We start from the raw sequence: 19,083 nt of genomic DNA, 5'->3' as shown, positions 1-19,083 counted from the left end.
ACTTAAAGTTGAAATTGAACAGTGTAATTTCTAAAACATTACAAAGAAATCACTTTAACAAGCTAATATATTAATCAATCACTGAATTACGGATGTATTAAAAACTATTGTCATAAAAATTTTGAAAGCGTATACTAAATATAAATATAGACATTAGATATTAGACGAGATAGGAGCTTCTACATGACTGAACAGATATCGATTGGAAAGTACGCTACATTATTAACTATTACAGATGAGCAGACTGCTAAACAGCTGATGCCTCAGTGTAAAGAAATGCAATTTTTAGTAGGCAAAATTGGAACAATGTCGTTGAACAAAATTATTGCATCGGTTGAAACAGCGGCTAGAAGAGAAGGTATTATTTCAGAAAGTCATTATAGAGAAACTCATGCTTTATATCATGCAATTTTAGAAGCAGTTAATGGTATAACGAGAGGTGAATTATCTATAGGTGAAATCATGCGAACAGTTGGCTTAAGATTTGCTATTGTACGTGGTTATCCATATAAAGATGTTGGAGAAGGTGAATGGATAGCAGTTAGCTTATACGGTACAATTGGTGCACCTATCAAAGGTAAAGAACATGAAACAATCGGATTAGGTATAAATCATATATAGACATAGAAACACCTACTAGACATTAGCTATAAGAAAGGTGCAACAAATGGTTATTTGTTGTATTTTTTTGTGTCCTGAAAAAGGAGTGTTTTAAATGGCTTTAGTACTAAATGGTAAAGATTTAACAATTCAAGATATTAAAGAATTTTTAAAAGAAAATGGTCAAATTACGATTTCAGAAGAAGCATTAGTAAATGTTAGAAAAAGTCGTGAAACAGTTGAAAGAATCATTAAAAATAAAGAAACGATCTATGGTATCACAACTGGATTTGGATTGTTTAGTGATGTATTAATAGAAAAAGAAAAATATAACGATTTACAAGTAAACTTAATTCGTTCACATTCATGTGGTATTGGTAAAGCATTTCCTAACGATGTGTCATTAGTCATGATGGTCTTAAGGCTAAACACAATGTTAAAGGGACACTCTGGTGTTACAGAATCACTCGTGGAATTACTTGTAGAATTTATCAATCGAAGAATTATACCTGTTATACCAGAGCAAGGTTCACTAGGTGCTTCTGGAGATTTAGCGCCGTTATCTCACTTAGCATTGGCATTGATTGGTGAAGGAGATGTTCAATACGAAGGTGTAACGCGTAATGCGAAAGAAGTGTTACATGAAGTTGGACTAGAACCTCATTCATTACAAGCTAAAGAAGGATTAGCACTTATTAATGGGACACAAGCAATGACATCACAAGGGGTAATTGCTTATATAGAAGCAGAAAATATTGCTTACAATGCTGAATGGATTTCTTCATTAACACATCAAGCACTTAACGGTATTGTAGATGCTTATGATGAACATGTGCATATTGTGAGAAATTTTGAAGAACAAGTTGAAGTAGCCGAAAGAATGAGAGACTGGTTGGAAGGATCTAAGTTAACAACCCGTCAAGGTGAAGTTCGCGTCCAAGATGCTTATACATTAAGATGTATTCCACAAATTCATGGGGCAAGCTTCCAAGTACTTAATTACGTAAAAGAAAAATTAGAACTAGAAATGAATGCAGCAAACGACAATCCTCTTATCTTTGATAATGATGATGAAACACTTGTTATTTCAGGTGGTAACTTCCATGGTCAACCAATTGCATTTGCAGTCGATTTCTTAAAAATTGGTGTTGCAGAGTTAGCTAATGTATCAGAAAGAAGACTTGAGAGACTTGTAAACCCTCAGTTGAATGGTGGTCTACCAGCCTTCTTAAGTCCAGAACCAGGATTACAAAGTGGCGCGATGATTATGCAATATGCAGCTGCTTCATTAGTATCAGAAAATAAAACATTAGCTCACCCAGCAAGTGTAGATTCAATTCCTTCTTCAGCAAATCAAGAAGATCATGTTTCTATGGGGACTATTGGAGCAAGACATGCTTATCAAATCATTCAGAATGTAAGAAGAGTGATTTCTATAGAGTGCATCATTGCATTACAAGCTGTAGAAATCAAAGGTGTGGATAAATTATCACCTAAGACAAAAGCGAAATACGACGAACTAAGAGCAGTCGTTCCTTCCATCACACACGATAGAGTATTCCATCATGATATAGAAAAAGTTTGTGAATATTTAAGATAATTATTGAACAAACAAAGGGGTGTTATGGTGAATAATCAGAAATTAGACAACAAAGGTAAGGATATGTGGAGATTTTATGTATTTAGCTTATTAGGAATTGTGTTGTTCTTTATACCGATGGAGATTGGTGGACAGAGTACGATTTTAGTCGATCATATACATCTAGGTATACGCAGTTTACTTGGTGATTTTATGGCTTATTATGCACTCATCATTATTTTAATAGGTGCGATATTACCAATTGTACGTATGGACTTTAAGAAATCTATAACTGACTTTATATTAGTATTGTTTAAAGTTATGGGAGCAGTAATTGGGTGTATGTATGTCTTTAAGGTAGGACCACAATTACTCTTTAAACCGGATTATGGGCCGTTTCTTTTTGATAAATTAATGTTACCACTTAGTGTACTTATACCTGTTGGTGCAATTGCTTTATCATTCTTAGTTGGTTATGGACTATTAGAATTTATCGGTGTGCTGATGCAACCAATTATGAGACCAATATTTAAGACGCCTGGTAAGTCTGCCGTCGATGCAGTTGCTTCATTTGTAGGAAGTTATTCTTTAGGATTACTCATTACAAATAGAGTTTATAAAGACGGAATGTATAACAAAAAAGAAGCGGTTATTATTGCAACTGGATTTTCAACTGTATCGGCTACATTTATGGTTATCGTAGCTAATACTTTAGATTTAATGAGTATGTGGAATTTATTCTTCTGGAGTACATTGGTTATTACTTTTATTGTAACGGCAATTTCTGCACACTTACCACCAATTTCAGGTGAGTCAGAATCTTATTATAATAATCAAGAAGGTCAAAAAGAAGTTAAAGTTAAAGGCAATTATTTTAAGGCAGCTTACAGAGAAGCAAAGCTTCAATCACATCAATCATTAACATTATTTAAAAACATCATGGCAAATTTAAAAGATGGTATAGAAATGACAATGGCAATATTACCTTCAATCTTATCAATTGGATTTTTAGGATTAGTGTTAGCTAATTTTACGCCTATTATTGACTGGTTAAGTTATATATTCTATCCGTTTATATATCTGTTCCCAATCGATGATAAAGCATTATTAGCAAAAGCTTCTACAATATCAATCATAGAAATGTTCTTACCATCATTACTTGTTGTGAAAGCAGCGATAGAAGTTAAGTTTGTTACAGCTATTACAAGTATCTCAGCAATTATATTCTTCTCTGCTTTGGTACCTTGTATTTTGGCAACAGATATCAAAATTCCAATTTGGAAATTGGTAGTAATTTGGTTTATTCGTGTCGCACTCACATTATTAATTGCGATACCGTTCAGTTTATTAATTTTTTAGAAAAGGGGAAATGACAAATGTCTAGAGAAATTAAAGCTAAAAAAGGTTTAGAAATTGAATGTAAAGGTTGGGAACAAGAAGCGGTACTTAGAATGTTATATAACAACCTTGATCCTGAAGTGGCAGAACATCCAGAGAAATTAGTTGTGTATGGTGGTATTGGTAAAGCGGCTCGTAACTGGGAAAGCTTTGATGCGATTGTTGAAACGTTAAGAAGATTAGAAAGCGATGAAACAATGCTTGTACAATCAGGTAAGCCAGTAGCTGTATTCAAAACTCATGAAGAAGCACCAAGAGTATTATTATCAAACTCTGTACTTGTACCTAAATGGGCAAATTGGGAACATTTCCATGAATTAGATAAAAAAGGGCTTATGATGTATGGTCAAATGACTGCAGGTAGTTGGATTTATATCGGTTCTCAAGGTATCGTTCAAGGTACTTTTGAAACATTTGCAGAACTTGCAAATCAACATTTTGGTGGTTCATTAAAAGGTACAATCACTTTAACTGCTGGATTAGGTGGAATGGGCGGTGCTCAACCATTAGCAGTAACAATGAATGAAGGGGTAGTAATTGGTGTAGACGTCGATCCTTCAAGAATCGAAAAGAGAATTGAGACTAGATACTGTGATATTATTACGGAATCTTTAGATGAAGCTTTAGAAAAAGCTGAAGAAGCTAAAAAAGCAGGCAAACCACTTGCAATAGGTTTAGTAGGTAATGCAGCTGAAGTACATCATGAAATCTTAAATAGAGGATTTAAGATTGATATCGTAACAGACCAAACTTCAGCACATGATCCTTTAAATGGATATGTTCCAGAAGGTTATTCATTAGAAGAAGCGGACAAATTACGAGAAAGTGATCCTAAAAAATACGTTAAATTATCTTCAGCATCTATGAAAAAACATGTCGATGCAATGTTGAAATTCCAAGAAAAAGGTTCAGTAGCTTTTGACTATGGAAATAATATTAGACAAGTAGCATTTGATGAAGGTTTAGAAAATGCTTTTGACTTCCCAGGATTTGTACCTGCTTATATTCGTCCATTGTTCTGTGAAGGTAAAGGTCCATTTAGATTTGCAGCATTAAGTGGAGATCCAAAAGATATTGAAAGAGCAGATCAACTAATGAGAGAGTTATTCCCAGAAGATGAAAAATTAATGCGTTGGTTAGACATGGCAGCTGAAAAAATCGCATTCCAAGGGTTACCTTCTAGAATTGCATGGTTAGGATATGGAGAACGTGCAAAAATGGGCTTAGCTTTAAATGAACTTGTTAGAAATGGTGAAATTTCAGCTCCAATTGTAATTGGTCGTGACCACTTAGATTCTGGATCTGTAGCATCTCCAAACAGAGAAACAGAATCAATGAAAGACGGATCAGACGCTGTAGGTGACTGGGCAATATTAAATGCACTTGTTAATACTGCGGCAGGTGGCTCTTGGATTTCAGTTCACCATGGTGGTGGCGTAGGTATGGGTTATTCATTACATGCTGGTATGGTAGTTGTAGCAGATGGTAGTGAACGTGCTGATAGACGTCTAGGAAGAGTATTAACAACAGATCCGGGTATGGGTGTAGTAAGACATGCAGATGCAGGTTATGACATTGCAATCGATACTGCAAAAGAAAAAAATGTAGATATTCCAATGTTAAAGGAGAAAGATAACAATGAATGATATTTTAATTCAAAACATAGGCGAATTAATTTTACCAAAAAAGACTGACCGACCTCTTAAAGGTAAAGAATTAAACGAATTAACAGTAATTAAAAATGGTACTGTAGCTGTTAAAGATGGCAAAGTTATATATGCAGGGGAGCATTCTGAAGAATATGAAGCAAAAGAAGTAATAGATGCTTCAAACAAAGTTGTCTCTCCAGGTTTAATAGATGCACATACACATTTAGTGTTCGGTGGGTCTAGAGAGCATGAAATGGCGCTTAAACAACAAGGTGTGAGTTACTTAGATATATTGAAACAAGGTGGCGGTATTTTAAGTACAGTTGAATCAACGCGCAAATCAACTGAAGAAGAACTTTACAATAAATCTAAAAAAGAAATTGTTAGAATGATCCAATTTGGCACAACGACAGTTGAAGCTAAAAGCGGTTATGGATTGGATAAAGAAACCGAATTAAAACAATTAAATGTTGCGCATCAATTGGATAAAGATACACCTATCAGAATGAAACACACTTTCCTCGGACCACACGCAGTTCCTAAATATGCTAAAGATAATGCTACATTTTTACAAGAAATGATAGATTTATTAGATGATGTGAAAGATAAAGCTGATTTTGCAGATATATTCTGTGAAACTGGTGTATTCACAATTGAAGAATCAAGACGTTATATGAAAGCAGCAAAAGAAAAAGGATTAAAAGTTAAAATCCATGCTGATGAAATTGATCCTCTTGGTGGATTAGGACTAGCAATTGATGAAGGTGCAATTTCAGCAGACCATCTTGTTGCTTCAAGTGAAGAAGATAAAGCTGCTTTAAAAGATAGTAATACAGTTGCTGTATTATTACCTGGTACAACATTCTATTTAGGCAAAGATCAATATGCAGATGCTAGAGGGATGATTGATCAAAATGGTGCAATTGCAATTGCGACAGACTTCAATCCGGGTAGTTGTGTAACAGATAACCTTCAACTAGTGATGAGTATTGCTGCTTTAAAATTAAAGCTTACGCCTAATGAAATATGGAATGCTGTTACAGTGAATGCTTCTAAAGCAATAGATGCTGATGCAGGAACTCTTGAAAAAGGCGATCAAGCTGATGTTGTCGTTTGGGATATTCCAAACCATGAATATTTACCTTATCATTACGGAGTTAATCATGCTCAAACCGTTATTATCAATGGTAAAAAAGTGTACGAAAATACAGGCTTATTAACTGAATCATAAGTATATCTTGAAAATGTGATGTCGATTTGATATATTTAGGTTAATTTAATATCCATATTGTTTAGGAATAAGTAATTTAAGACGTAATGTAAAGAGAGCTTGTGGTTGGTGGAAACAAGACATGAAACTTAAATGAATCTATCCTTTTAAGAATAACAATCGGTTTAAACCGTTATATGACTTAGAGTGCAGTCTTAGTGACTGTTAAATAGGGTGGCAACGCGTAAGCACCACGTCCCTTGTGTAATAACAAGGAACGTGGTGCTTTTTTTCTTAAACAATATTGGAATAAGAGGGAGGAAATATTATGTTAGACATTAGGTTAATTAGATCTGAACCAGAATTCGTTAAAGACAAAGTAGCAAAAAGAGGTGATGACCCAAAAGTCATCGATGAAATTCTAGAACTTGATAAAAAACGTCGTGAGTTAATTGCTCAAACAGAAGAACTTAAATCTCGTCGTAATAAAGTAAGTGGAGAAATCGCTCAGAAAAAACGTAATAAAGAAAATGCGGATGATGTTATTTTAGAAATGCGTCAAGTTGGAGACCAAATTAAAGAAATAGATCAAACTTTAAATCAATTAAATGATGATGTTACTTATAAATTAGTTAGAATCCCTAATTTAATTAGTGACGAAACACCAGTTGGTAAAGATGAAAATGACAATGTAGAAGTTCGTAAATGGGGTACACCTAGAACATTTGATTTCGAATCTAAAGCACATTGGGATTTAGTTGAAAGCTTGAAAATGGCAGATTTCGAAAGAGCTGCTAAAGTCTCTGGTGCACGTTTCGTATTTTTAACTGGTAAAGGTGCACAACTTGAAAGAGCACTTATGAATTTCATGGTAACGATGCATACAACACAACATGGTTATACTGAAATGATGGTGCCACAACTTGTAAATGCTGATTCTATGTTTGGAACTGGTCAACTACCTAAATTTGAAGAAGATTTATTCAAAGTTGAAAAAGAAGGATTATATACAATTCCTACAGCAGAAGTACCGTTAACAAATTTCTATCGTAATGAAGTACTACAAAATGAACAATTCCCAATTAAATTTACGGGTCAATCAGCATGTTTCAGAAGTGAAGCAGGTTCAGCTGGTAGAGATACAAGAGGCTTAATTAGATTACATCAGTTTAATAAGGTAGAGATGGTTAGATATGAAAGACCTGAAGATTCATTTAAAGCATTAGAAGAGCTTACAGAGCATGCTGAGAATATCCTTAAAACGTTAGAATTACCATATAGAACAGTTAATCTATGTACAGGTGATATAGGCTTTGGAAGTACTAAAACATACGATATAGAAGTATGGTTACCAAGCTACAATGATTACAAAGAAATTAGCTCATGTTCAAATATGACTGATTTCCAAGCAAGAAGATCAAATATTAGATTTAAACGTGATAAAGATGCGAAACCTGAATATGTACACACATTAAATGGTAGTGGTTTAGCAGTTGGTCGTACATTTGCAGCAATCGTTGAAAATTATCAAAATGAAGATGGATCAATCACTGTCCCTGAAGCATTAGTACCATTTATGGGCGGACAAAAAATAATTGAATTATAATTGAATTAAAACTTTGAAAAAGGGTAATCATATATTGGTTACCTTTTTTTAGATTTAATGCTTGAATATACTTTTTATATCTGATATACTAAGTATACAATATAAATAAAGGGAGTTTTGACACATGACTAATTTCAATTTTGACAAAGCACACAGTAGTTTAGAATTTACAGTAAAACATTTAATGGTATCTCGCGTAAAAGGTACTTTTGAAGATTATGATGTAGCAGTATCGGGAGATATAAATGATCTTTCATCATTAAAAGCAACAGTAACAATTAAATCAAACTCAATTAACACTAAAAATCCTGACCGTGACGCACACTTAAAATCAGCAGATTTCTTCAGTGCAGATGATAATCCAAACATTACGTTTGAAACAAAATCTATTAGTGAAGATTCAATCACTGGTGATTTAACAATGGCTGGTACAACTCATGAAGAAACATTCGATGTTGACTTCAATGGCGTTAGTAAAAACCCATTAAACGGTGAAACAGTTACAGGTTTCGTAGTTAACGGTAAAATTGATCGTGAAAAATATGGCGTATCATTTAACCAAGCACTAGAAACTGGTGGCGTAATGATCGGTAGAGAAGTTAAATTCGAAGCAAGTGCAGAATTCGGTTTAAGCGAATAATTTAAAATAGATAATTTAATGATTAGAGGCTGAGACAAATAATTTGTCTCAGCCTCCTTTTTGTTTTTTGGAAAAAAGGTTATGAAAATTGATTTAATATACAATCAGGTCTTATTGCTAAAGTGCGGTATGTATGATAAAAATAAGACATATTTAAAAATAAAAAAAGAGATAAGTCAGACTGAGGTTAGACAAACGTTAGACTAACCCGATTGGCGTTATGTAGTTTGGAGGTAGGCAATTGACCAGTTCTAGTATGACGAATAAAACTTTATTTCTTCAAGGTGTTAAAGATTGTATACCTACGATGCTTGGATATTTTAGTGTTGCATTAGCATTTGGAATTGTAGGTGTTTCATCAGGCTTATCTATTTTAGAAATTGCTTTGTTATCTATCTTTGTATATGCAGGTGCGGCTCAATTTATTATTTGTGCGTTAGTTGCAATTCAATCTCCTATATCAGCTATTTTATTAACTGTATTCTTTGTTAATTCTAGAATGTTTCTTCAAAGTTTAGCGTTAGTCCCAGCGTTTAAAGGTAATGGATTTTGGTCTAATATCGGTATAGGAACACTCGTGACCGACGAATCATTTGGTGTTGCAATAACAAAATATGCTAAAGAAAAAGCTTTAAATGCTACGTGGATGCACGGTTTAAATATTTCTGCTTATTTATTGTGGATATTGACTTCAATAATAGGTGGTTTAGTAGGAAACTTGATTCCGAAGCCTGAAGCTTTTGGTTTAGATTACGCTTTAACAGCGATGTTTATATTTTTACTTGTCGCACAGTTTGAAACAATACATAAAACCAAAGTTTTCTTTTATATATTTTTAATTGTCTTAACAACCATTTGTATGATAATTCTTACATGTTTTATGCCGACTTATTTATCTATTATTTTAGCGACGATCATTGCTTCAGTCGCAGGGGTGGTGTTTGATAAATGAGTATTTCAATGTATTTAATGCTTATTATTTTGGGTTGTTTTATTTTAACGTGGGTTATAAGGGTATCGCCCTTTGCATTTTTATCAAAGGTTGAATTTCCTAAAAGTGTGATTAAATGGCTGCAATATGTGCCTGTATGTTTATTTACAGCATTGATTGTTGAAGGTATGTTAAATCAAGAAGGTCATTCTGGGTTCACATTCAACTACGAAAGTATTTTCGTTGCCATTCCAACATTGATGATAGCTTTAATTTCTAGAAGTTTAACGATATCAGTTATAGCAGGAATGTTCATCATGGCGATTGTTCGATTAGTCTTTTAATTTCATTCGTTAACTTATTGAAAGAAATGCACTTTTCTAGTATTCTTAATATAAATTATATAGCAAAGCTTATTCAGAGAAGTTAAGGGATTTGGCCCGATGACACTTCAGCAACCGGTCGTTTAAGATACGGTGCTACTACCAACGAGTTTACTCGCATAATAAGGATGATGAGGACTTCTTACTTCTTTAACGAGTAAGAAGTCTTTCTATTTAATAACAAGGAGGTTCTAATATGCTTATTTCTCGAGACACAGGTTTAGTTGAACTAGGACATTTCGAAACAGAATCTGGTGAAGTGATAGATAATTTAAAGCTTCAATATGAATATGTAGGTCACAAAGGACAGCCTTTAGTTGTTGTTTGTCATGCTTTAACAGGGAATCATCTTACTTATGGAGATGATGAAAATCCAGGTTGGTGGAGAGAAATTATTGATGGTGGTTATCTTTCAATCAATGATTATCAGTTTATAACATTCAATGTGATTGGTAGCCCTTATGGTTCAAGCTCTAAATTGAATACGCCCGACTTTCCTGAGAGATTGTCTATGAGAGATATTTCTAAAGCAAATATTTTAGCGTTAAAACATTTTGGCTACGAAAAAATAGATGTATTAATTGGTGGTTCTCTAGGTGGAATGCAAACTTTAGAAATGCTTTATGACGGATCTATTGAAGTTAAAAAAGCAGTTATATTAGCAGCTACAGAGAAGACTTCATCATATAGTAGAGCGTTTAATGAGATTGCTAGACAAGTTATAAATATGAATGGACAAGATGGCTTAAGTATCGCAAGACAGATAGGCTTCTTAACTTACCGTTCAAGTAAAGATTATGAATCAAGATTTTCAGCGGATGATGTAGTGAGTTACCAAAAATATCAAGGTAATAAATTTAAAGATGTCTTCAATAAAGATTGTTATTTAACATTGTTAGATGTATTAGATAGTCATGACATATTTAAAGGTCGTGATGATGTCGAAGTAAGATTACAACAACTCGAAACGAAAGTATTAACTTTAGGGTTCGCTGATGATTTATTGTATCCAGATGATCAAGTTAGAGCTTTAGGTAGATTCTTTAAATATCATAGACATTTCTTCGTACCAGACAATGTTGGCCATGATGGATTTCTATTAAACTTTGGAGATTGGGCACCTTACGTATATCACTTCTTAAAATTACATAAATTTAAAGCGCGTTAATATCATCTAAAAAGTCACGTACGTTGTTTTAAGCGTTAAAAATCTGTAAAATAGAGAAAGATGTTTAAATTAGATTGGGAAGTGAAAAATTTGTCTTTTAAAGTCGATATAAAAGCGACAATTATTGCAACATTAGTACTTGTGCTTAGTGTGATTGTCATGAGTCTTGTACCATATTTAGCGATTATTATATTACCGTTCATTACGATACCCGGAACAATACTCTGGTATCGATCTAAACCGTCATTTTTTGTGACAGTCGTCGTGACCTTATGTGCGACCGTATTATTTAATAATGTATTTTTATTAACAGTCATGACGCTTATGATATTTATGAGTGTTTTCATAGGTCAATTGCTCGTTGAACGTACATCAAAAGAACGTATTCTATACTTAGTGACAACGTTTATGAGTATTTTAACAATAGGTAGTGTATTAATTTTACAAATTACGGGAAACCTACCTTTAACAAGCAAGTTTTTCAGTCAGTATCATGATGTTTTAATTTCTTACTTTGAAATGGGTGGAAATTTAACGACTGAAATTGAAGAAACATTACAAACTTCATTAGAAATATTACAAGCAAGTATTCCTGGGTATATAGTATTATGGGTATTTTTATTAGTATTTGTTAATTTACTTGTGACATTCCCTATACTAAGAAAATTCAAAGTAGCGACACCAGTATTTAGACCATTATTTATGTGGCAAATTAATAGAAGTGTAGCTTTTGTATTTGTGATAACCGTGCTGATAAGTTTGTTTGTAACGAAAGAAAATGTTGTGATGTATGGCATAGTCACTAACTTACAATTTGTGTTAGAATGGGTTATATTTATTCAAGCATTATCGTTGTTCCATTTATTTGTAAAAGTGAAAAAACTACCTGTTGTTGTGGGAGTTTTGATATTTGTATTGGCATTTGTGTTTAAACCATTTGCGTACTTATTTGGATTGATGGATATTTGGTTTAATTTAAAACAACGCATAAAAAAGTAAATTGAGGTGAGTTTATGAACCGTCAATCAGTTAAGAAAGCCCTAATATTTCCGTACATAATTATGATGATATTAGCTTTAGTGATACTTGTATTCAGTTTTTTTAATTCTATATATTGGGCGATTATTTCGACGGTTGTTACAGTAATTCTAATTGCAGTGAGCATATTTTTTATTAGAAAGAGCTTCTTAAAATTAGATTTATATATTGGGAGTTTAGCCGGAAGAATTACTAAAAGTAAAACGAGTGCTGTCAGTGACTTACCAATAGGTGTAATACTATTAGATAAAAAAGATCATATCGAATGGATTAATAATTTTATAAATAAACGTATAGAACGAGATGTTTTAGACGAACCAATTAATGAAGTTTTTCCAAATATTTTAAAAAGATTAGAAAACACACATGAAGTAGAGATTGAAGAAGGTTCTTATAAATATAAAGTTACATATACTGAAGATGAAAAAGCTATTTATCTGTTTGATATAACAGAGTCTTCACATGTATATGAATTATATGAAAATGAAAAACCGATCATAGCGACAATTTTCTTAGATAATTATGACGAAATTACTCAGAACATGAATGATTCTCAACGTTCTGAAGTCAATAGTATCATTACACGTGTTATAGACGATTGGTCATCACGTTATCAACTATTTATTAAACGATATAGTTCTGATCAATTTATAGCATTATTAAATAACAGCATTCTAGAAGATATTGAAACATTGAAGTTCAATTTATTAGATGACTTAAGAGATAGAACAAGAGAAATTGGACACCAGTTAACATTGAGTATCGGTATTGGTGAAGGTAGTGAGAACTTAATTGAATTAGGTGAGCTATCACAATCAAGTTTAGACTTAGCGCTCGGACGTGGTGGAGACCAAGTTGCAATTAAGAATAGTAATGGTAATGTGAGATTTTATGGTGGTAAAACAGACCCAATGGAAAAAAGAACAAGAGTCCGTGCCCGTGTTATTTCACATGCATTAAGAGATATCTTAATTGAAGGTGACAAGGTTATTATTATGGGTCATAAATCACCTGATATGGATGCAATCGGTGCAGCAATCGGTGTTTCTCGTATAGCCAAAATGAATAATTTAGAGTCTTATATTGTGTTGAATGACTCTGATATTGATAGTACATTAGAACGTGTTATGACTGAAATAGACGAGAAGCCTGACCTTAAGGAAAGATTTATTACTTCAGAAGAAGCATGGCATGAAATGACACCACGTACAACGCTAGTAGTTGTAGACACGCATAAACCTGAACTAGTAATAGATGAGAACTTGTTGAATAAAGCAAATAGAAAAGTAGTGATCGACCATCATCGTCGAGGAGAAAGCATTATATCTAGTCCGCTACTTGTTTATATGGAGCCTTACGCAAGTTCAACTGCTGAACTTGTAACAGAATTGCTAGAATATCAACCAACAGAACATCGTTTAACGAGAATAGAATCAACCATCATGTTAGCAGGTATTATTGTCGATACACGTAACTTTACGTTAAGAACAGGATCACGAACATTTGATGCAGCGAGCTTTTTAAGAAGTCATGGCGCAGATACAATTCTTTGTCAGCATTTCTTAAAGGATGATATAGATACGTACATTAAACGTTCGGATTTAATTAAGACAGTTAAACTGTTACGCAATGGTGTCGCAATTGCTCATGGAGAAGATCATCAAACTTATCACCCTGTTACAGTTGCACAGGCTGCAGATGAGTTGCTAGGCTTAGAAGGTGTGGAAGCATCTTATGTAGTAGCAAGACGATCTGAAGATACAATTGGTATTTCCGCACGCTCGTTAGGTGAAGTGAATGTACAATTAACAATGGAAGCATTAGGTGGAGGCGGTCATTTATCAAATGCCGCAACACAAATTAAAAATACATCAGTAGAGAAAGCAATCGAAGAATTAATTAAGGTTGTTGAATCAGACGAAAAAGGAGTGGAAGAATAATGAAAGTTATTTTCACACAAGACGTTAAAGGTAAAGGTAAAAAAGGCGAAGTAAAAGACGTACCAGTAGGTTATGGTCAAAATTACTTAATAAAAAATAATTTTGCTGTTGAAGCAACTCCAGGTAATATGAAACAATTAGAACAACAAAATAAACGCCAAGAAGAGTTAAAACAACAAGAAATAGATGATGCAAAAGCACTTGCAGAAAAATTAAAAGAATTAGAAGTTGAAATTTCTGCTAAAACAGGTGAAGGTGGTAAATTGTTTGGTTCAGTAAGTACTAAACAAATTACACAAGCATTAGAAAAACAACACCAAATTAAAGTAGATAAACGCAAAATGGACTTACCTAATGGCATTCATAGTTTAGGTTATACAAATGTTCCTATTAAACTTCATAATAAAGTTTCTGGAACTTTAAAAGTACACGTTGTTGAAGCTTAAGTAATCCATTAAAATGGTCGGTATTTGATTTACCGACCTATTTTAATGCGTTATAATAAAAAATATTAAAAACGGAAAGGAGTAATCAGTATGGATGGTATGGATAATATGATGAATGCGAAACAAATGCCCCATAGTATAGAGGCTGAACAATCTGTTATCGGTGCAATCTTGATTGATCCTGAACTGATTAACTCAACAGGTGAAACATTAATACCTGAAGCTTTCTATCGTGCAAATCACCAACATATTTTTAGAGCAATGTTGATGTTAAGTGAGCAGAATAAAGAAATTGATTCGGTAACACTGATGGATGAGTTAGCAGCTGAATCTTTGTTAGAAGAAGCGGGTGGCCCAGCATACTTAGCTGAATTAGCAAACAATGTCCCAACAACTAGAAATATTCATTTCTACATAGATATAGTGTTTAAACATGCAGTGAAACGTCAATTGATTCGTGTAGCAGATAGTATTGCTGAAGATGGGTATAATCCAGAGCTTGATTTAGAATCATTGTTAGGTGACGCAGAAAAAAGAATATTAGAGATTTCTGCTTCAAGAGGTACAGAAGGATTCAAAGACATAAAAGATGTCTTAAGTATAGTATTTGATAATGCTGAGCAACTAGACCAAAACAGTGGTCAAACGCCAGGAATACCAACAGGATATAGAGATTTAGACCAAATGACAGCAGGATTTAACCGCAATGATTTAATTATTATTGCGGCACGTCCTTCTGTCGGTAAGACTGCCTTCGCATTAAATATTGCTCAACAAGTAGCAACACATCAAGATTTATACTCTGTTGGAATCTTCTCGCTCGAAATGGGTGCAGATCAGCTGGCAACACGTATGATTTGTAGTACGGGTAATGTTGATTCAAATAGATTGCGTACAGGTTCAATGACAGAAGAAGACTGGAGCAGATTTACAGTTGCAGTAGGTAAACTGTCTCGTACAAAAATATTTATTGATGATACACCAGGTATTCGTATAACGGATATTCGTGCAAAATGTCGTAGACTGAAACAAGAGCATGGATTAGATATGATTGTGATTGACTACCTACAGTTAATTCAAGGTAGCGGTTCACGAAGTTCAGATAACAGACAACAAGAAGTATCTGAAATATCTCGTATGCTTAAAGCAATAGCAAGGGAATTAGAGTGTCCAGTTATCGCATTAAGTCAGTTATCTCGTGGCGTTGAGCAAAGACAAGATAAGAGACCGATGATGAGTGATATTCGTGAATCAGGTTCTATTGAGCAAGATGCTGATATTGTTGCCTTCTTGTATAGAGATGATTATTATTCAAGAGGCGGAGAAGACGAAGATGGTGAAGCAGTTGATGCACAAGATGATAATGGTGAAATAGAAATTATCATTGCTAAACAACGTAACGGTCCAACCGGCACAGTTAAACTGCATTTCATGAAACAATACAACAAATTCACAGATATCGATTATCAACATGCAGGAATGGAATTTGGATAAAAAAGTTTTTAGGCTTAAAGACGTACATTTATAGAACTTTCTATTATAATGTACGTCTTTTGTTTTGTGTAAAGACACTATTATTTCTTTATGTTTGTGTTTTTATAGTTAGTGATTTTGGTTAAAAACCTTTTAATTACTATGGTTAAGGCGTTTATTAGACATTGTGATGTGATTACAAAATGTAAAAAAACACTCATAACTAATGTTCGTTTTTAGTTTGCAATTTAGTTATAGGACTGATAGAATACTTAATGGTTAATGAGAAAAAGCGGAGGTGCTCACATGTCATCAATCGTAGTAGTTGGGACGCAATGGGGAGACGAAGGTAAAGGTAAAATTACAGATTTCTTAGCAGAGGATGCAAACGTTATTGCACGTTTTTCAGGCGGTAACAATGCAGGTCATACAATAAAATTTGATGGAGAAACTTATAAATTACACTTAGTACCATCAGGTATATTTTATAAAGAGAAATCAAGTGTTATCGGTAATGGCGTAGTAGTTGATCCAGTAGCTTTATTAAAAGAATTAGATGCTTTAAACGAACGCGGAGTTGAAACAAACAACTTGAGAATTTCTAACCGTGCACAAGTAATCTTGCCATATCATTTAAAACAAGATGAACTAGAAGAAGAAAAACGCGGTGATAACAAAATTGGTACAACTAAAAAAGGTATCGGTCCAGCTTATGTAGACAAAGCACAACGTATCGGTATTCGTATGGCTGATTTATTAGATAAAGAAACATTTGAAAAGCTTTTAAAAAATAATCTTGAATATAAAAATGAACTATTTGAAAAAATGTTCAATGCTGAAGGTTTCACTTTTGAAGAAATCTTTGAAACATATTTTGCTGCAGGTCAACGTTTGAAAGATTACGTTACTGACACAGCTAAATTATTAGACGATGCTTTCGTAAACGAAGAAAAAGTTTTATTTGAAGGTGCACAAGGTGTTATGTTAGACATCGATCATGGTACATATCCATTCGTAACTTCAAGTAATCCAATTGCTGGTAACGTTACAGTAGGTGGCGGAGTTGGTCCAACATACGTATCAAAAGTTATCGGTGTATGTAAAGCTTATACATCACGTGTAGGAGACGGTCCATTCCCAACAGAACTATTTGATGAAGATGGTCATCATATCCGTGAAGTAGGTCGTGAATATGGTACAACAACAGGACGTCCTCGTCGTGTAGGTTGGTTTGACTCAGTAGTATTACGTCACTCACGTCGTGTAAGTGGTATTACAGACTTATCAATCAACTCAATTGATGTATTAACAGGACTTAAAACAGTTAAAATTTGTACAGCATATGAAATTGATGGCGTAGAAATTACAGAATACCCAGCAAACTTAAACGAATTAGAACGTTGTAAACCAATCTTCGAAGAACTACCAGGTTGGGAAGAAGACATTACAAGTTGTCGTTCATTAGATGAACTACCAGATAACGCACGTCGTTACTTAGAACGCATCTCTGAATTATGTAACGTGAAAATTTCTATCTTCTCAGTAGGACCAGATAGAAACCAAACAAACTTATTAGAAAACTTATGGAACTAAGTTTTTATATAGATAAAGTAGGAGGCAATTCAGCATATAGCTGAATTGCTTCTTTTTTGTTTGGATAAGACGTATTTAGTGTTTCTGGACCGATAAAAATAAATAGCGGTCCAGAAATGAGAAATACGGACCGATAAATAAAAATACCGGTCCAGAAATGAGAAATACGGACCGATAAAAATAAATAGCGACCCGAAAACGAGAAATACAGGCCGATAAAAATAAATAGCGACCCGAAAATCGAAAATACAGGCCGATAAAAATAAATAGCGACCCGAAAATCAAAAATACAGGCCGATAAAAATATTTATCGGCCTGTAAATTTCATAATATATTAATCACTACATAAAATTGAAATAAAAAAGCACAAGAACTCAATTTGTAAGAACAACTATGACTGTAGACATGAATCTCGACCATCCACTATGTAACTAACCATTTTTTAGACTACCCGCTCACATAGATGTCTAAAAAACGATAGTGTAATCATTAATTCTCATGCGTTTTTATTCAATTTGTTAATGGATTTCTCTCTTTTTAAAGCGTCCACCTTTTACTTCGCTAACATCTCCTATTGATAGGAATGCTGTATTGTCTATTTCTGTAACGATATCCTTTAATTTAGATTCTTCTAATCGTGTGATTACGCAGAACACTACTTTTTTATCTTCTCCTGTATATGCGCCTTCTCCATTAAGATATGTAACACCTCTACCTAGACGGTCGTTGATTGCTTCTCCTATGTCTCGATATGTATCACTGATTATCCATACTGCTTTAGATTCATCAAATCCTTGTACTGTCACGTCAATCATCTTAGCTGCTATAAAATATGCTATAACCGAAAACATAGCTGACTCCCAATTGAATACAAAGCCTGCAGCTGTGAATATGAAACAATTAATAAGCATCACGATTTCTCCGACTGAAAACGGTGCTTTACTACTTATCAATATTGCACTGATTTCTGATCCGTCTAAAGATCCACCATATCTAATAACTAGACCGACGCCTAGTCCTATAATTGCCCCACCGAAAATAGTAACTAGAAATGTCTCTTTGATAAATGGGTCAAAATGATGTAAGTAAGCAGTTGTAATTGATAAGACTGTTATGGCATATATTGTTGAAATCGTGAATGTTTTACCAATTTGTTTATAACCTAAAAAGAAAAAGGGGATATTTAGTAAGAATATAAATAGTCCGAGTTTCAAATTTGTTAAATGGCTTAAAATAATCGCAATCCCTACAATTCCTCCATCGAGTAATTTGTTTGGTACTAGGAATAGTTCTAACCCGACACCCATTAAAACACTCCCGATTGTGATAAAAATGAACCGTTTAAGGATTTCTCCTTTACTTAATTTACGGTGTCCTTTTTTAATAACTTGCGCTTGCTCCATATCATCATCCCTTTTTATTACTTCTA

At 33.7% G+C, this 19,083-nt stretch carries 16 protein-coding genes, 1 riboswitch and 1 other annotated feature; of the genes, 15 read left to right on the top strand and 1 reads right to left on the bottom strand.

The window, feature by feature from the left end; translation table 11 throughout:
• Window positions 1–183 precede the first annotated feature (183 nt).
• From hutP to LQ609_RS09015, 15 genes are all read left to right on the top strand, one after another.
• Complete coding sequence (gene hutP / locus LQ609_RS09085; protein WP_078357196.1) at window positions 184–621, top strand: hut operon transcriptional regulator HutP; 438 nt, start codon at window positions 184–186, stop codon at window positions 619–621.
• Window positions 622–715: 94 nt separating this feature from the next.
• On the top strand, window positions 716–2,200 hold the full coding sequence (hutH, locus tag LQ609_RS09080) for a histidine ammonia-lyase (protein ID WP_078357197.1): 1,485 nt from the start codon (window positions 716–718) through the stop codon (window positions 2,198–2,200).
• Between the two features lie 24 nt (window positions 2,201–2,224).
• Window positions 2,225–3,538, top strand: coding sequence for a YjiH family protein (locus LQ609_RS09075; protein WP_078357198.1), 1,314 nt, complete (start codon window positions 2,225–2,227; stop codon window positions 3,536–3,538).
• A 17-nt stretch (window positions 3,539–3,555) separates the two neighbouring features.
• Window positions 3,556–5,223, top strand: a complete 1,668-nt coding sequence (gene hutU, locus LQ609_RS09070) for a urocanate hydratase (RefSeq protein WP_078357199.1) — start codon at window positions 3,556–3,558, stop codon at window positions 5,221–5,223.
• Window positions 5,216–6,457: an imidazolonepropionase gene (hutI, locus tag LQ609_RS09065; RefSeq protein WP_239734616.1), complete on the top strand. Its 1,242-nt coding sequence runs from the start codon at window positions 5,216–5,218 to the stop codon at window positions 6,455–6,457. The genes hutU and hutI overlap by 8 nt, the downstream gene beginning before the upstream one ends.
• A 48-nt stretch (window positions 6,458–6,505) precedes the next feature.
• Window positions 6,506–6,700 (top strand) — a binding site (T-box leader).
• A 64-nt stretch (window positions 6,701–6,764) separates the two neighbouring features.
• On the top strand, window positions 6,765–8,042 hold the full coding sequence (gene serS, locus LQ609_RS09060) for a serine--tRNA ligase (protein ID WP_078357201.1): 1,278 nt from the start codon (window positions 6,765–6,767) through the stop codon (window positions 8,040–8,042).
• A gap of 124 nt (window positions 8,043–8,166) precedes the next feature.
• Window positions 8,167–8,682 carry a YceI family protein gene (locus tag LQ609_RS09055; protein WP_078357202.1) on the top strand — a complete coding sequence of 172 codons (516 nt, stop codon included), beginning with the start codon at window positions 8,167–8,169 and terminating at the stop codon, window positions 8,680–8,682.
• A gap of 256 nt (window positions 8,683–8,938) precedes the next feature.
• The gene (locus LQ609_RS09050) at window positions 8,939–9,634 is read left to right on the top strand and encodes an AzlC family ABC transporter permease (RefSeq protein WP_078357203.1); all 696 of its coding nucleotides are present in this window, start codon (window positions 8,939–8,941) and stop codon (window positions 9,632–9,634) included.
• Window positions 9,631–9,957 (top strand): AzlD domain-containing protein, encoded by a 327-nt coding sequence (locus LQ609_RS09045; RefSeq protein WP_078357204.1) that lies wholly within the window; start codon window positions 9,631–9,633, stop codon window positions 9,955–9,957. Before LQ609_RS09050 ends, LQ609_RS09045 begins: the two co-directional genes overlap by 4 nt.
• A gap of 66 nt (window positions 9,958–10,023) precedes the next feature.
• Window positions 10,024–10,125, top strand: a riboswitch (SAM riboswitch).
• Between the two features lie 67 nt (window positions 10,126–10,192).
• On the top strand, window positions 10,193–11,164 hold the full coding sequence (metX, locus tag LQ609_RS09040) for a homoserine O-acetyltransferase MetX (RefSeq protein ID WP_239734615.1): 972 nt from the start codon (window positions 10,193–10,195) through the stop codon (window positions 11,162–11,164).
• A 60-nt stretch (window positions 11,165–11,224) separates the two neighbouring features.
• On the top strand, window positions 11,225–12,163 hold the full coding sequence (locus LQ609_RS09035; protein ID WP_078357206.1) for a DUF2232 domain-containing protein: 939 nt from the start codon (window positions 11,225–11,227) through the stop codon (window positions 12,161–12,163).
• 14 nt (window positions 12,164–12,177) lie between these two features.
• The gene (locus LQ609_RS09030) at window positions 12,178–14,142 is read left to right on the top strand and encodes a DHH family phosphoesterase (protein ID WP_208144364.1); all 1,965 of its coding nucleotides are present in this window, start codon (window positions 12,178–12,180) and stop codon (window positions 14,140–14,142) included.
• A complete protein-coding gene (gene rplI, locus LQ609_RS09025; RefSeq protein WP_078357207.1) occupies window positions 14,142–14,588 on the top strand; it encodes a 50S ribosomal protein L9 in 447 nt (148 codons plus the stop codon). The genes LQ609_RS09030 and rplI overlap by 1 nt, the downstream gene beginning before the upstream one ends.
• 99 nt (window positions 14,589–14,687) lie before the next feature.
• A complete protein-coding gene (gene dnaB, locus LQ609_RS09020) occupies window positions 14,688–16,082 on the top strand; it encodes a replicative DNA helicase (protein ID WP_239734627.1) in 1,395 nt (464 codons plus the stop codon).
• A 285-nt stretch (window positions 16,083–16,367) separates the two neighbouring features.
• Window positions 16,368–17,654, top strand: a complete 1,287-nt coding sequence (locus tag LQ609_RS09015; RefSeq protein WP_078357209.1) for an adenylosuccinate synthase — start codon at window positions 16,368–16,370, stop codon at window positions 17,652–17,654.
• Window positions 17,655–18,172: 518 nt separating this feature from the next.
• On the opposite strand, the gene LQ609_RS09010 is transcribed toward LQ609_RS09015, so the two are convergent.
• On the bottom strand, window positions 18,173–19,057 hold the full coding sequence (locus LQ609_RS09010; RefSeq protein WP_078357210.1) for a YitT family protein: 885 nt from the start codon (window positions 19,055–19,057) through the stop codon (window positions 18,173–18,175).
• Window positions 19,058–19,083: the final 26 nt, after the last annotated feature.

The organism is Mammaliicoccus sp. G-M28, assembly GCF_022386595.1.
Classification (GTDB): Bacteria; Bacillota; Bacilli; order Staphylococcales; family Staphylococcaceae; genus Mammaliicoccus; species Mammaliicoccus fleurettii.
This window is presented reverse-complemented; position numbering and strand designations above follow the sequence as displayed.

Excerpts from the sequence above, each read along its gene's own strand:
- hutP (WP_078357196.1), top strand. The coding sequence starts at position 184 with ATGACTGAACAGATATCGATTGGAAAGTACGCTACATTATTAACTATT.
- hutH (WP_078357197.1), top strand. The coding sequence starts at position 716 with ATGGCTTTAGTACTAAATGGTAAAGATTTAACAATTCAAGATATTAAA.
- LQ609_RS09075 (WP_078357198.1), top strand. The coding sequence starts at position 2,225 with ATGGTGAATAATCAGAAATTAGACAACAAAGGTAAGGATATGTGGAGA.
- hutU (WP_078357199.1), top strand. The coding sequence starts at position 3,556 with ATGTCTAGAGAAATTAAAGCTAAAAAAGGTTTAGAAATTGAATGTAAA.
- hutI (WP_239734616.1), top strand. The coding sequence starts at position 5,216 with ATGAATGATATTTTAATTCAAAACATAGGCGAATTAATTTTACCAAAA.
- serS (WP_078357201.1), top strand. The coding sequence starts at position 6,765 with ATGTTAGACATTAGGTTAATTAGATCTGAACCAGAATTCGTTAAAGAC.
- LQ609_RS09055 (WP_078357202.1), top strand. The coding sequence starts at position 8,167 with ATGACTAATTTCAATTTTGACAAAGCACACAGTAGTTTAGAATTTACA.
- LQ609_RS09050 (WP_078357203.1), top strand. The coding sequence starts at position 8,939 with ATGACGAATAAAACTTTATTTCTTCAAGGTGTTAAAGATTGTATACCT.
- LQ609_RS09045 (WP_078357204.1), top strand. The coding sequence starts at position 9,631 with ATGAGTATTTCAATGTATTTAATGCTTATTATTTTGGGTTGTTTTATT.
- metX (WP_239734615.1), top strand. The coding sequence starts at position 10,193 with ATGCTTATTTCTCGAGACACAGGTTTAGTTGAACTAGGACATTTCGAA.
- LQ609_RS09035 (WP_078357206.1), top strand. The coding sequence starts at position 11,225 with ATGTTTAAATTAGATTGGGAAGTGAAAAATTTGTCTTTTAAAGTCGAT.
- LQ609_RS09030 (WP_208144364.1), top strand. The coding sequence starts at position 12,178 with ATGAACCGTCAATCAGTTAAGAAAGCCCTAATATTTCCGTACATAATT.
- rplI (WP_078357207.1), top strand. The coding sequence starts at position 14,142 with ATGAAAGTTATTTTCACACAAGACGTTAAAGGTAAAGGTAAAAAAGGC.
- dnaB (WP_239734627.1), top strand. The coding sequence starts at position 14,688 with ATGGATAATATGATGAATGCGAAACAAATGCCCCATAGTATAGAGGCT.
- LQ609_RS09015 (WP_078357209.1), top strand. The coding sequence starts at position 16,368 with ATGTCATCAATCGTAGTAGTTGGGACGCAATGGGGAGACGAAGGTAAA.
- LQ609_RS09010 (WP_078357210.1), bottom strand. The coding sequence starts at position 19,057 with ATGGAGCAAGCGCAAGTTATTAAAAAAGGACACCGTAAATTAAGTAAA.